The organism is Enhygromyxa salina (assembly GCF_002994635.1).
GTDB lineage: Bacteria > Myxococcota_A > Polyangia > Nannocystales > Nannocystaceae > Plesiocystis > Plesiocystis salina_B.
Genome location: NZ_PVNL01000059.1, coordinates 1 through 13,890, shown reverse-complemented (window position 1 = coordinate 13,890; position 13,890 = coordinate 1). Strand labels below are relative to the sequence as shown.

Genomic DNA, 13,890 nt, shown 5'->3' with positions numbered 1-13,890 from the left:
CCATGGACAAGACCTACCCCTCCGCCAGCGCCGCCATCGAGGGCATGCGCGACGGTATCACCCTGATGTCCGGTGGCTTTGGCCTGTGCGGCAACCCGGAGAACCTGATCAAGGCCGTGCACGCCGCTGGTCACCAGGATCTCGACATCATCTCCAACAACTGTGGCATCGACGGCGTCGGCCTAGGTGTGCTGCTCGACGCCGGGCGCGTGCGCAGCATGACCGGGTCGTACGTGGGCGAGAACAAGACCTTCGAGCGGCTGTTCTTGTCGGGCCAGCTGAAGGTCACCCTGGTCCCCCAGGGCACGCTGGCCGAGCGCATTCGGGCCGGCGGCGCGGGGATCGGCGGGTTCTATACGCCCACCGGCTACGGCACGCCGGTCGCCGAGGGCAAGGAAGTCCGCGAGATCGACGGCCGCTGGTACGTGCTCGAAGCCCCGCTGCGGGCCGACTTCTCGCTGATCAAGGCCTGGAAGGGCGACCGCCACGGCAACCTGATCTATCGCCACACCGCCAACAACTTCAACCAGGCCATGGCCACCGCCGGGGCGATCACCGTCGCCGAGGTCGAAGAGCTCGTCGAGCCCGGCGAGCTCGATCCCAATTTCGTGCACACACCTGGCATCTTCGTCGACCGCATCATCGTCGGCGAGTCCTACGACAAGCAGATCGAATTCCGCACCACGAGGGAGGCCTGACCATGGCGATGACCCGCGAACAGATCGTCATGCGCGTGGCCAAAGAGCTGCGCGACGGCTACTACGTCAACCTCGGCATCGGCATGCCCACGCTGGTCGCCAACTACGTGCCCGAGGGCATGCAGGTCGTGCTGCACAGCGAGAACGGCCTGCTCGGGATCGGCCCGTTCCCGACCGAGGACGAGGTCGACGCCGATCTCATCAACGCCGGCAAGCAGACCGTCACCGCGATCCCGGGCGCCAGCTACTTTGGCAGCCACGACAGCTTCGCCATGATCCGCGGCGGCCACCTGGATCTGTGCGTGCTCGGGGCCATGGAGGTCAGCGAGCACGGCGACCTCGCCAACTGGATGATCCCCGGCAAGAAGGTCAAGGGCATGGGCGGCGCGATGGACCTCGTCGCGGGCGCCAAGCGAGTGATCGTGACCATGGATCACGTCGCCAAGTCGGGTGAGCACAAGCTGTTGAAGCAGTGCAAGCTGCCGCTCACTGGCAAGCGCGTGGTTCACGAGCTCGTCACGGATCTCGGCTACTTCAAGCTCGGGCCCGAGGGCTGCACGCTCGTCGAGATCGCGCCGGGGGTGACCGTGGAGGAGATCCGCGAGAAGTCCGAGTGCGCGATCAAGCTGGCTTCGGGTGAGCTTCCGGTGATCTCGGTCTGAGCGTCACTGGGGTGGCTTGGCGTTGCGCCGCATAGGCGCAGCGCTGAGCTCGACATCGCCCATGCAGCTGCTGAGCGTTCGCATCGCGGCGCCGCGTGCCCGGGCCCCCCTCCACGTCCACTTGCTCGCGTCGGCGATGGCTTCTACGAGTCCGGTGGCGGTCGCGCCGAGCATCACGGTGGCGTAGCCGCGGTCACGAACCTTGCGCTCGCTTCGACGAGCAGCGCGGCGCCGCGAAGATATACGAACGACCACGATCGAGCTGCTACCATACCCAGAATGTCGAGGCCCGACGCAACCGACGGCCAGTCGCCGCCGCCCCGCATGAGCACCGCGGCGCGTGCCGAGGCGATGCCGGTCGAGGATGTCATCCAGCTCGCGTCCGAAGGTCGCCTGCGCATGCCGGGCTTTCAGCGCGCTTTCAGGTGGGAACCCGAGGATCGTCGGGCCCTACTCGACAGCATCTACCGCGGCTACCCGGTCGGCACGTTGCTCCTGTGGAAGAACCCGCCATCCGCCACGGAGACGGGACGACCGCTGGGCGTGACGGGCGTTGCGAAGGTCCAGGGAGACCGATATCTCGTCGTCGACGGGCAGCAGCGGCTGACCACGCTCTGGGAGGGGCTCGGCCGCGCGCCCGCGCCAGGCGAGATGGCGCTCGTGTTCGACATCGAGCGCGAGGAAGTCGTCAGCCGCCCGCTCACGTCCGACGAGATAGCGGGTCGGCCATCGCCGCGTGGGGAGGGTGACGACGGCGAGCGCCTGCCACAGGTGCCGCTGCACCTGGTGCTCGACGCGGCGGTGCTGTCCGCGTGGGTCGCGGCGTGGATGTCGATCGAGGACAAGCGCCGCTACTTCGAGCTCGGCAAGCGCATTCGGGAGCACAAGCTGGGCCTCTATGTCGTCGAGCACGCCGACATCCAAACGCTCCGGCACGTGTTCGACCGCGTCAATTCGACGGGCAAGTCCATGCGCCGCGAAGAAGTGTTTGACGCGCTGATCGGGTCGCAGATCGCCCAGGATGGCAACACTGGGCTCGCGCTCGTCAACGCGCAGCTCGCCGATCTCGGGTTTGGGGCGATCGAGCCAACCACGATCCTCAAGGCCTTCGAAGCGATCCGGGGCGACAAGGTCGGCAAGCTCGACCCGCGGAAGCTCAACGTCGTCGACGCCGAGGCCGATCTCATCCGTACCGCCAGGGCCCTGCGTGCGACTGTGAATTTCCTACGCGCCATCGCCCACGTCCCCCATGTGGCGGTCCGCCCCTACGAGCTGCCCATCGTCGTGTTGGCGCGCTTCTTCGCGCTCCATGACCACCCCAGCGAACGGAGCCTGATCCTGCTGCGTCGTTGGCTGTGGCGCGGCTCTCTCGGCGAGCGCCTCGGTGGCGCCTCGAGTTCGATGCAGCAGCACGTGGACGACGTGACCGAGGACGAGGCCGAGTCCGTTCAGGCGCTGCTGCGACGCACGGGCTCACCCGAGGGCCTCGCGCTCGACGACGCCGAGTGGGGTAGGACGATCGCGGCCAGCATGGCGAGCGCGCGCGGGAAGGCGATGATTTGCGCGCTCCTCGCCCAGATTCCGCGTAGCCTCGTGACCGGGGAGCGGCTGAACGTGAGCGTCCTGTTTCGCAACGGAGTGACCGACGCCGTGCGACCGATCCTGCATGGATCGACTAGCGGAGTCCATCGCGGGCGCGGAGTCATCAACAAGCTGCTGCACCCATCGGGGTCCGCCGCGAGGACCCTCATCCTCGAGTGCACCGACGAAGCCGCGCTCTTCTCCCACGGGATCGACGCTGAAGCGCGCCAGGGGCTTCGCCGGGGCGATCCCGAGACATTCTATGCACACCGCGGTGAGTTGCTGCGGCGCTCGACCGAGGCCTTCTTCGCCCACCACACCGAGCTAGATCGTGACGACGCTCCTCCGATCGTTGCGCTCACGAGGCGCAGCGCGTGAGCGCTCGTGTGCTGTTAGGCGACGTCGTCGTGGGGGAGCTTCGTCCGGACACCGCCTCTAGCCAGACGACGCTCGAGTTCGACGCTTCGTACGCCGCGTCCGCCTCGCGTCCCGTGCTCGGCCGATGGTTCGAGGACCATCTGATCGAGCCACCGCGCGCGTTTCGTGGCGCGCCGCTGCCCAACTACTTTCGAAACCTGCTCCCAGAGGGAGCGCTGCGCAAGATCGTCGAGCGGCGCCTCGGGACGTCGGCGATCCCCGAGTATGCCATGCTCCTTCGGCTCGGTGAGAACCTCTCCGGCGCCGTGCGGGTCATCAGCGATGAGTTTGACCTTCACCCTCTCGAGGCCGGTGAGCGCCAGCGACGGGATGCGAACGACCCGTTTCGATTCGCGCTCACGGGCGTGCAGCCGAAGCTCGCGCTGTCCGAGGTCGGCGACAGACTGACGATGCCGGTCGAGGGCGCCGACGGGCACTGGATAGCGAAGTTTGGCAGCCCTGCGTATCAACGCCTGGTGGACAACGAGCTCGCAATGCTGGATTGGGCGCAGCGTTGCGGACTCGACGTGCCCGAGCATCGCGTGGTTCGTGCGTCCGAGATCGAGGACATCCCGGCGGACTTCGACGCCGACCAAGATGTCCTGATCGTTCGGCGCTTCGATCGGGAGGGGGACCGACGGATCCACCAAGAGGACTTCGCACAGGTCTTCAACCTCCCGCCGGAGGAGCGGTATGCGTGGGAGGTCATGGAGCTTGGGTGGAGCCACTACGGGAGCATTGGTGCTGTCATCTGTGCGCTCTGTGGCGAGGACGATTTTCGACGATACATGCGGCGCCTCGCGTTCATGGTGCTGTCGGGCAACGCTGACGCGCACCTCAAGAACTGGTCGCTCCTCTATCCCGATGGCGTGAGCGCACGGCTCGCTCCGGTATACGATGTGGTCTCGACGGTCGTGTACCCGTCACTCCCCACACACTCTGCGCTGCGGTGGTTGGAGCCACTAGAACCCACATTGGAGCCGCCCATGCAGCTAGTCGACGTGACGTTGGATGATCTGCTGGGCGTCGTATCCCAATCGCCGGCCGACTTTTCGCAGGTGATGGATGACCTCGAGGCGTTCGTCCGCGACGCCCGAGAAGCGTGGCCCGCCATCGCAGCAGCTGCGCCGCCCGTGGTGCGGGACCGCGTCACAGCTCATCTCGCCGCGTCAGCTCTCTGATAGGGACCGCCTGATCGCCTTTACTGGGGTCGCCGCTCCAACTAAGGGACCGGAGAGGTTGTGACGGCGCTGGTCGGCAGCCAACAACTCGCGAGCACTCGCCTGCTTGGGTGCGGTAGTAGGCGCGAGGCTCGGAGGCCTGCCCGACCGGCTGTCCTTCGAGCGCAAAGCAGCGTCCGGTGCCGGCACTCGTCGTGCACGCGTTGGCCTCGACCGCCAAGGTGTCGTGCCAGCGGCACCCGAGCGCCTCGCAGCTCGTGGCATTCTGCTCGGCGAGACACGCCTCGGAGGTTGGCCCCGTGGCTCCGGTCTCCGTACTCTCCCCGCTCTCGGTCTCGGGCTCATTGGCGCAGGCACTCATGACCATGAGCGCCGTTGCCACGATCGTCACACCTGTGTAGCCAAGTCGATGTCGGACGATCATGGTTTGCATCCTCTCGATGGCGTCGGGCTCCGGGTCGCCGTCGCCCGCTTGCCCTACCCCCCGAGCACGAGCACGTACTCGCCCATCAGCGCGGCCATGTCCATGACCTCGGGATCATCGAGCTGCAGCGCCGCAGCGTCGAGCCACTCGGACATCGCCTCGGCCGCGGCCAGGGCCTCGATCGGCTGGGCCTGCTGCCACGGCCCGCCCAGCACGGTGCCCAGTCTGCGAGGCGCCAGGTGTCGACGGCGGTCGCGTGCTGCTTCATGGTCACGGTCAGCGTGGACGTCGGGTCGGGATCCCGACCGACACCAACGAGAACGTCGAGGTGCTCGAGCTGCTGCTGCGTCGCTACGCATGCCAGCGCTGCAAAGCGATCATCGTGGTCGGCCCGCGTGGTCTGCTGCGAGGCCGGCACTACAGCGCGATGGCGATCGCGCTGGCACTTTGGCTGTGGGCGGTCTACCACCGCAGCGACGCCACGAGGTCGGCATCAACTCTACCTCGTCCGCGATGCTGTCTCCGCGCAGACGCGGCGATGCAGGCTTTCAGCGCCAACCAGTCTCTTGCAGGGTGGTGGCTTCGCTGAGTCACCACGAGCACACACTGAGCCGTGCGTGCTCTGCCGCGCAGGCAGCGAAACGGTCCCAAGCGCTCGCGCTCTCAACGCCGCGAAGCCGCTTGCCTGGGCGGCGTACGCCGAGCCGACTCCGGGTTGCGGCCGCGTTCGACCTGTTCGCCTCTCTGCTTGACCCTTCGAACTCCACGATGCGAGCGTCACAGCGCCAGGCCTCAAGCGGTCGAAGTTCGCCGAGTTCGACGATACCCTCGTCCGCCCACAAACGCCACCGCGCCCAGAAGGGAGAGCAGTCCAAACCACGGCGATCGAGAGTCGCCAGCTTGACAGTCGCAACCGTTGGAACCGTCATCGAGTCCACCGCCATCAGTCTCGCCGGACCCGCTCCCGCCAGATTCTCCTCCCCCTGGTTCGACTACACAATTGCTGCAACCGTCACCCGGCGAACTGTTTCCATCATCGCATTGCTCCGACCCCTGAACGATCTGATTCCCACACTCTACCCGTCGAGCCTGAAACAACCGCTGATCCGGGAAATTCGGGCTTCCCCACAGCCCAATTCCGAGCGCCCACTCATTTCGGGGATTGCCGTAGAACTCAGCCCCGTCCGGCATGAGACCTGGATAGCCGCCTATCAGGAATCGCCGTTCCCCCATTCGCCCTATGAGCTCTTGACCATCGTCGAGCAAGGTCAGACTGCCGAAAGTGTTGGCAGTGTTGAGAAGTTCCGTCGACAACAGCGTCACGGCCGGCGCGCGAGAGTCAACTTCAATCTCGGCAACGCCGAAATCAGGCCCACCAAAGGTGGACGTGGAAAACGGAATCAGGCATCGCGCCCCATCGCAAAGCACGCCTCCCACATCGAAAGCCTGTAGACCTTCAAGTACGACGAGAGAGCCCAACGGCTCTCCATTTCCATCGAATAGGACAACCGACACTTCAGTCTCGACGGGTGTCAATGTGGTCACAACGAACGCATCGATGGAGGACGCGTATCCCGCCGCGAGGCGGTTGACCCTGAACTCACCGGGATGGTCAACGTACGCCCAATTGAGAACATTCGTCGAGCGGATTGCCGTACGCAATGTCAGTTGACTGTTACTCAGAGATTCATTGGCCATCCACGCGATGAACAGTCGTTCATTTGTCCCGTCGCCACCGATGGTCACTGCTGGCAGAGACCATGTGACCCCGCTGGGGCCCGGATCGACCACCATGTCCGGCAGATCGGGGCTCAAGTCCCCGCCGACGGTCATCAACCGATGGATGACCCGTCCGTCAGGAGCTGTTGTCACCAACGCCTGAACCTCGCTGGGCGGTCGGTGAGACACTACCGCCGTGCGTGACACGTCCATTTTAATCACGGAGGTTGCCGCAGAGTCCGGTGGATAGTCCGGATAACTTGCGTCTTTCCACCACGCGATTTCAAACGTTCCCCCCGCCGCGCCGTAGAGGTGTTCAAGTCCTCCCAGATCATCTCGTCGCCAGGATCGCGTTGCCGCAAAGCTCGCGGGCACTGCAGTCTGCATCACGCCGGTTGTACCATCCACCAAGCCCCCGTGGACATTCCCGCCGGCCTCACAGGTTGCCTTACTCCTGTTTGCGTGAAAAAGGCCCAGCACGTGTCCGGTTTCGTGCAGCAGCACCTGGCCCAAATCAGCGTAAATTGACATCGACCAAAGGGACTCGTTTACCCCCTCGCACTGTGTTGGCAAAACCATGATCCAGCCCAAGGGGTCAGTATCAGGCGGCATGTTACCTATCCCCCGAACGGTGGAACTCGCGCACGCCTTTCCTCCTTCGGCGCACGGCGTCCCCAGCTTCGCGCTTGCACAGGACATACTCGTTATCGTAATTCCTGCGGGAAAATCCTGAATCGGATTCGGCGCAACGGGATCCCACGCCTCATTTGTAAAGCCGGCGAAATAGAGCTTTGGAGATCGGTTAGATTCGTTGTGCCTGGCGACAACCTCAATCACGAGTCTGGCGATATCATCCTGCGTTTGCCCGGTGTACCCAACGCTGTTCTTCCCAGATATGTTCACCCACACGGGGATTCGGAGGCCTGGGAACCTCTTCGACCAAAATGATATCATATCTCGCGATGTGGCACACCAAGCCTGAGCGCCTCTTTCCAAGACGCACATTGTGCTCAGTACGGCAGCAACTCCCAACACCAAACCAGTGCGCTGCATTTGTCTATTCGTTCCTTTCCATGTATGGGTGTCCAACTACATGGCGATCAAGCACGATCGCAACAGCGACGACTCTCCGGGCGTCAGCGCCTTGCTCGCAACGCGCACCCGACCATCAAGCCCGCGTACGACAACCTCGTGGAGATACCGATCGTAACCCAGAGCCTCCCGCTCGTCATGGTGCCAGGCCAGCGCGCCCAAGCGTCCAAAGCTGCCGATCCAACCCGTCACCGTGGGTTCGGCTGTGCCGTACCATCCCGCAACTGCGAGAATGCCTTCATCAAGGCTTACCATGCCACCGAACTCAGCTGCGTCAGCGACACCTTCGCTCGACCATCGCCAACCGGACTCTGCGCGCACCTCCGCCAACCATATTTGCGAGAAGACGAATGCCGAAACCGGGACATGAACACCTCCGACATACCATTGGCCGCCCGTATCGGCACCGATACCCAGGGCTCGCCGTGCGGAGGTAGGATTGGGGTCAGGAGTGATGCTGGTTCGTGCTGTTTCAATGCCCTGGAGGTCGTACTCGACAACCAGTATATCGGTTGTGGCAACGATCGGCAGTTCGTCGTCGAAATTGGGACTCGTGCTGATGGTGACCGCGACAGCGATCGAGGTTTGACTTCGGCCAATCACCCGGATTTCGTCGTCGTATCCAAAGAAATCCTCGTTCAGTAGATTGTCCATCTCGTTGGTCGTCGGATTGAAGATCGCTAGCCAGGCATCACCTTGACTCGCACCCGCAACCCATACGCCCGCATCGGTCGACTCGATGGCGGAGGCGTCGATGGGTGAGCCTGCACCTTGATCGAGATCCACGGAGTTGACGACGCTCCCCGTCTGATCGATGTGCAATAGCCAATTTCCGGTCGCCAACGCCCATGCGCCGCCGTCTTCATCCACCGCGAGATCGAGAACCGTGACATCGCTAGTGCCGGGAAGTGTGACTTCGGTGAACCAAGTCGGCCCCGCCGCACTCTCGTAGCGGGCGACCCAACCTCGGTAGTTCTCCTCGACGTGCATCGACCCTGCCGCCAAGAAGGCTCCATCTGGAAGCGGCAACAGGTCGCTAACTTCGTTGCGATCGCTGCCCGCGAGCAGTTCTACACATTCGAGAGCCACACCCGATGGAATACACGCGGAGCTACATCCGTCTCCTCCGATTTGATTTCCGTCATCGCAGAGTTCGCCTTTGTCCACTATGTTGTCACCGCACGCGTCGACGCTGCCGTTCTCGGCGGCCGACCCCGGCCCACAAGACAGACTCGAGATTGTTAGCGTGCCGAGACCAGCTGCGATGGAGATTCGTCCACTGGACGAGAATCCTCTGCGGCTTTGATACATTCGCGTTGTGTATCATGCCTCGAATTTCGAGTCAACGGCAAAGGGATGCCCGAACCTGGCTGCGCCTGCGCAACGGTTGCGCCTGCATAGCGACAGGCGAGCAGATTGGCTGCGCGCAACTTGGCTGTCTACCCAGCTCTTGCCGAAGCAGCTTCATCACCCGCTTGACGTGCCGCTTACGCGCCTCGAGATCCCGTTGCGCTCGCTCTCCGGCAAGCGCTCGACCCATGACAAAGGCGCTCGAGGTGCGTGAGCGCCTGCCCCTTGCCACCGACCTCGAGCAGCCGCGAGCGAGGTCATCATGCGCCTCGATCGCAAGCTCGATCTCGCCGTCGCGGAGGGCCAACTACGCATGCCGGGCTTTCAGCGCGCGTTCAGGTGGGAAGCCAAGGACCGTTGGGCCCTGCTCGACAGCATCTACCGCGGCTACCCCGTCGGCACGTTGCTCCTGTGGAAGAACCCGCCATCCGCCACGGAAGCGGGGCGACCGCTGGGCGTGATGGGCGTTGCGAAGCCCCAGGGAGACCGATACCTCGTCGTCGACGGGCAGCAGCGGCTGACGACGCTCTGGAGGGGCTCGGCCGTGCGCCCGCGCCACGCGCTCTCGCACGTGTTCGACCGCGTCAACTCGACGGGCAAGTCCATGCGCCGCGAAGAGGTGTTCGACGCGCTGATCGGCTCGCAGATCGCCCCGGATGGCAACACTGGCCTCGCGCTCGTCAACGCGCAGCTCGCCGATCTCGAGTTCGGTGCGATCGAGCCGACCACGATCCTCAAGGCCTTTGAAGCCATCCGGGGCGACAAGGTCGGCAAGCTCGACCCGCGGACACTCAACGTCGCCGCGGCCGAGGCCGATCTCATCCGCACCGCCAGCGCCCTGCGTGCGGCCGTGACCTTCCTACGCGCCACCGCCCACGAGGTTGTGGATCGTGGAAGCACAGATAGTCACGGAAACTGGAGAGCGCGCCAACGAGGCCAGACAGAACCCCGCCTGACCCAGCGCCCGCTCCAGCGCCACGACGATGCCCCTACCCGCCGAGCACGAGCACGTACTCGCCCATCAGCGCGGCCATGTCCATGACCTCGGGATCATCGAGCTGCAGCGCCGCAGCGTCGAGCCACTCGGACATCGCCTCGGCCGCGGCCAGGGCCTCGATCGGCTGGGCCTGCTGCCACAGCGCACCGATCACGATGATCGCCTTGGCGAAGCTCACGACCACGTCGGCCTTGTACAGCTGCGCCGCGTCCTGCTTGACGAGCGCCCCGAGCTCGAGGGTCAGCGAGTCGCTCATCGGCGCGAGGGTCAGCGGATCGAGATAGTCGACGTGGGCCTCGATCGTGTCGCTCGCGTCGACCGAGTCGGGATCACACGCGCCAATGATCTGATGAAAGCTCATTGCGTCGTTTGGCGCGAGGTGCTGGGGCTCGACCTCGGCGGGATCGGAGGAGTACTCCTCGCCGTGGAAGCTCTTGATCCCGAAGTACCAGGGCAAGGTCACCCGCATGCGGACGTCACGAGCGACGACCGCGACATTGGACAAGAAGCGCTCGCCAAACTGCAGCTCGGCCTCGGCCGGCGCGTCAATGAACACGTAGGCGCCCTTGCCCGCGTCGGTGACCGTGTCCATGAGGCTGTCGTTGTAGCCGGACGCGTCCCCGACACCGACACCGACCATGTAGATCCCGTTGCCGTCCTCGGCCTCGGCGGCGCTGGCGATCAGCTCGAGATCGGTCACACCCGCGTTGGCGCCACCGTCACTCATGAGCACGACCCGGTTGATGCCATTGGCGATGTAGGTGGCCTGCGCGAGGCCATAGGCCTTGACCAGTCCACCATGCAGATCCGTCGAACCACCAGACGTGAGCCCTGCGATCGCCGCGACAAGGGCTGGATCATCCGGCCCCGTCACGGCGTGCTTGTCCAACACCACCGTCTGCGAGGAGCTCCACTCGACCAGGGAGATCACGTCGCCAACACGCAGCTGGTGGGCCAGCGCGACCATCGAGTCCTTGACGAGATCGAGCCGCTCGCCGCCCATCGAGCCCGAGGTGTCGAGCGAGAACACCAGGTTGAGCGGAGGGCGGTCCTCTTGACGGAGCTGTTGGCCGGCCGCGTAGAGCAGCAGCGTGAACTCTCCCTGCTCGGCGTCGGTCCGGCGCATCTCGATCCCGACCTCGGCCGCCTTGTCGACCGGGTTGCTTTCAACGATCGTGTAGTAGTTGAGGAATTCGTAGATCCGCACGCGGTCGGGGGACACGATCTGGCCGTCGTGAATCAGGCGACGAACGACCGCGGGCGAGGCCTGTGAGTTGCTGTCGTCGTTGCTCATGTAGAGCACGATCGGGTCCGTGGTGTCGGGGCAGACGGGCACTTGCTCGTCCGCCAGTGGCACGCTCTGCGGCTCGAACGGAGGATCGGTGCCATCCGGCGCGCCCGATTCATCGGTTCCGGTGTCGGTTCCCGTGTCGGTGCCTCCGCCAGGCTCGATGCACAGGGCGATCGAGCCATCAAAGTCGATCAGGCACTCGCTCCCGTCAGGACAGATCGGCGAGTCGGGTGTGCCCATGCAAAATTGCGCACAGCTGCCGATCAGGCTGCCCATCTGATCGCTCACGTCCCAGCAGTAGTTCGCCTGATCGCAGTCGTCGGTCGCCTCTGTAAAGCCCGCGTAGTCGCACATGTCCCCGGTCATCCCGGCGCCGGTGATCGGCACACACTTGTTGGCGTCGAACGAACCACCCGTGCTGGCATAGGCCACGCACTTCTCACCCTCGGGGCAGTCCTGCGCGAACGGGTCGCACTGGCTGCTGCTGGAGAAATCGCCCGCCGGGGTGAAGCCCAGGCTGCTCGCGCCACCGGTGTCGTCGCCATCGGTGTCGCCTCCGCCGCCGTTGCCGTTGCCGCCGGGTTGCGGGATGGGCGCCTCTGGCCACTCGGCGTCACCCCAGGTCAGGGCGACTTTTGGCTTGGAAGCGTCGCTCTTGCACGCTGGGAGGGTCAGGAGGCAGGCGGCGACGAGCGTGAGCAGACTGAGGCGGCGCATTGCGCAAAACTACCAAAACATTTATTTCTTTCAAAGACAATTTGCGCTCAGCGCTGTTTATGCGGGTCCGATCACGTGCTCGTCGGCAAATCGCGGCGGTTTGTACACTCGGGCCCTGGCTCTGGCTCGCCCAGGCTCGACCGGACCTGGTCACCGAGACGGCTTGGTACAGGAACTATGACTACAGCCGGCTCAGGGCCCGTAGAGCGAGTTCGGGAACCGCTCGGCGAACGCCTCCCAGCAGCTGTCGGCCTCGTCATCGTCGAGCGCCTGACAGCCGATCGCCCCGAACGGCTCGGCGAACATCCCGTCGGTGAAGCGCTCGACATACTCCAGGCGCAGCGCCTCGCGTTCGTCGGGTCCGACCATCGTCCGCAGCTGCTCGAACGCGCGCTCGGTCACCCAGTCGTCGCGACCGAGATCCACGAGCCGGCGAAACAACACCTGGGCCTCGTCCGGCTTGGTGGCGCGCAACGCCAGCGCGCGACCGAACATCTCGTCGTACGCGAGCGGATCCACGTAGGTCTGAGGATCCGCTCCGTCGGCGCCGACGACCGTGTCTGTCGGCGCGCTCGGCATGTCAGGTGGCGCGAGCTCCTGTTCGGTGTTCGCCATCTTCGCGGCCAGGGTGTGGGCCGCTGAGCTGACCTCGACCCCCTCCGCCCCGAGCAGGCCGCCCGTGACCCGCACCTTGCCCTGAAACACCTCGACCTCGGGCACCGCGTCCGTGTGGGTCACGCGATAGCGCGCCCCCGCGATCGCAACAACGTCGTAGCGACCTGCGTGCACGATCCACTGCGCGCCCTCGACCCGCTTGACGTGGAGGCTGATCGAGCCAGCCGACAGCGCGATCTCGGCGCCCTTGCTGTCGCTGCGGACCAGCTTGGCGACCGCATCTTTCGACGGCTCGACCCGAGTGCCGTGCTCGAGCGCGGCGAAGCTGCCAGGCTCGAGCAGCGGCGGTCCCTGGTCGGCCGGCTCGGCAGCCTCAGCTTTGGCCTTGCCGCGCTGGCGCTCGTCGAGCGCGGCGAGCCGATCGTTCATGCGCACCTGCGAGATCGAGAGCAGCACCACGGCCGCGCAGGCGAGCGCCGCCACCCCCCACGCCAGGCCCGGTCGGCCGCGACGCGGGCTCGAGCCAGACGCGGCCAGCTCCGCCTCGGCCAGACCCGCGTTGGTCTCCCCTTCCGGCTCGGTGATCCCCGACTCCAACTCCGCCGCGCGCCCAAAGGGTTGAAGGCAGCCGGGATCGCCGCCGCCTTCGCCGCAGCCGGGGTGGTCGCCTTTGGCGTGATGACACGCGCCGCGGATGCCGGCCTCGCGCAGAAATGGTCGGACGACCGATCGATCCCAACGGTCCATCTGGTGCCGGCGACCGCATCGTCGGCCTCCAGCGCGTTGACGCTGCCGGGAACGATGGAGGCCTGGGAAGCGGCCAAGCTTTATGCCCGCGCGCCCGGTTATGTGAAGGCATGGTACCGCGATATCGGCGCGATGGTTCCTGCCGGAGCTCCGCTCGGCCTTGTCGACACGCCGGAGCTGGACGAGCAGATTCTGCAGGCCCGTGCCGATCTCACCAGCGCGCGGCGGTGTCCCGGGACAGCGTGGTCGCCGCACGCGCGCTGGAACGACCTCCTGACTACGAACTCAGTATCGAGACAGGAAGCCGACGAGAAGAATGGCGACCTCGCCGTCAAGCGTGCCGCGGTACAGGCAGCACAGGCTAATCTCGGCCGATTGCTTGCGCAAAAGGCTTTCGCC

General features: G+C 65.1%; 12 protein-coding genes and 1 pseudogene. 7 read left to right on the top strand and 6 right to left on the bottom strand.

What is annotated here, in order from left to right; genetic code table 11:
• The first annotated feature begins 2 nt into the window (after nt 1-2).
• From ENSA7_RS16270 to ENSA7_RS16255, 4 genes are all read left to right on the top strand, one after another.
• Entirely contained in the window at nt 3-698 is a 696-nt protein-coding gene (locus ENSA7_RS16270) for a CoA transferase subunit A (protein ID WP_106090211.1), read from the top strand.
• Nucleotides 699-700: 2 nt separating this feature from the next.
• Entirely contained in the window at nt 701-1,360 is a 660-nt protein-coding gene (locus tag ENSA7_RS16265) for a CoA transferase subunit B (protein WP_106090210.1), read from the top strand.
• Nucleotides 1,361-1,639: 279 nt separating this feature from the next.
• Entirely contained in the window at nt 1,640-3,319 is a 1,680-nt protein-coding gene (locus ENSA7_RS16260; RefSeq protein ID WP_106090209.1) for a DUF262 domain-containing protein, read from the top strand.
• The gene (locus tag ENSA7_RS16255; RefSeq protein WP_106090208.1) at nt 3,316-4,539 is read left to right on the top strand and encodes a type II toxin-antitoxin system HipA family toxin; all 1,224 of its coding nucleotides are present in this window, start codon (nt 3,316-3,318) and stop codon (nt 4,537-4,539) included. Before ENSA7_RS16260 ends, ENSA7_RS16255 begins: the two co-directional genes overlap by 4 nt.
• A 477-nt stretch (nt 4,540-5,016) precedes the next feature.
• On the opposite strand, the gene ENSA7_RS43725 is transcribed toward ENSA7_RS16255, so the two are convergent.
• Entirely contained in the window at nt 5,017-5,178 is a 162-nt protein-coding gene (locus ENSA7_RS43725; protein WP_181233793.1) for a hypothetical protein, read from the bottom strand.
• A gap of 41 nt (nt 5,179-5,219) precedes the next feature.
• Here ENSA7_RS43725 and ENSA7_RS16245 point away from each other — a divergent pair, with 41 nt between their 5' ends.
• Nucleotides 5,220-5,552: a hypothetical protein gene (locus ENSA7_RS16245; protein ID WP_106090206.1), complete on the top strand. Its 333-nt coding sequence runs from the start codon at nt 5,220-5,222 to the stop codon at nt 5,550-5,552.
• A gap of 203 nt (nt 5,553-5,755) precedes the next feature.
• Here the strand turns inward: ENSA7_RS16245 and ENSA7_RS16240 are convergent, their stop codons facing one another.
• The 3 genes and pseudogenes from ENSA7_RS16240 to ENSA7_RS46150 all read right to left on the bottom strand — a co-directional run.
• Nucleotides 5,756-7,591: a DUF4215 domain-containing protein gene (locus ENSA7_RS16240; protein ID WP_244923823.1), complete on the bottom strand. Its 1,836-nt coding sequence runs from the start codon at nt 7,589-7,591 to the stop codon at nt 5,756-5,758.
• A 180-nt stretch (nt 7,592-7,771) separates the two neighbouring features.
• The gene (locus ENSA7_RS16235) at nt 7,772-8,863 is read right to left on the bottom strand and encodes a hypothetical protein (protein ID WP_244923822.1); all 1,092 of its coding nucleotides are present in this window, start codon (nt 8,861-8,863) and stop codon (nt 7,772-7,774) included.
• A 24-nt stretch (nt 8,864-8,887) separates the two neighbouring features.
• A pseudogene (locus tag ENSA7_RS46150) lies at nt 8,888-9,085 on the bottom strand (hypothetical protein); the annotation flags it as partial.
• A 301-nt stretch (nt 9,086-9,386) separates the two neighbouring features.
• Between ENSA7_RS46150 and ENSA7_RS16230 the strand changes: the two are divergent.
• Nucleotides 9,387-10,166, top strand: a complete 780-nt coding sequence (locus ENSA7_RS16230; protein WP_106090203.1) for a DUF262 domain-containing protein — start codon at nt 9,387-9,389, stop codon at nt 10,164-10,166.
• Here ENSA7_RS16230 and ENSA7_RS16225 read toward each other — a convergent pair.
• Together ENSA7_RS16225 and ENSA7_RS16220 are read right to left on the bottom strand one after the other, a co-directional pair.
• The gene (locus ENSA7_RS16225; protein ID WP_106090202.1) at nt 10,114-12,129 is read right to left on the bottom strand and encodes a vWA domain-containing protein; all 2,016 of its coding nucleotides are present in this window, start codon (nt 12,127-12,129) and stop codon (nt 10,114-10,116) included. The genes ENSA7_RS16230 and ENSA7_RS16225 overlap by 53 nt on opposite strands.
• A gap of 192 nt (nt 12,130-12,321) precedes the next feature.
• Nucleotides 12,322-13,341, bottom strand: a complete 1,020-nt coding sequence (locus ENSA7_RS16220; RefSeq protein WP_146157757.1) for a FecR domain-containing protein — start codon at nt 13,339-13,341, stop codon at nt 12,322-12,324.
• A 21-nt stretch (nt 13,342-13,362) separates the two neighbouring features.
• On the opposite strand from ENSA7_RS16220, the gene ENSA7_RS16215 reads away from it, so the two are divergent.
• The coding region (locus ENSA7_RS16215) for an efflux RND transporter periplasmic adaptor subunit (RefSeq protein WP_219907970.1) at nt 13,363-13,890 on the top strand (528 nt) is incomplete at its 3' end.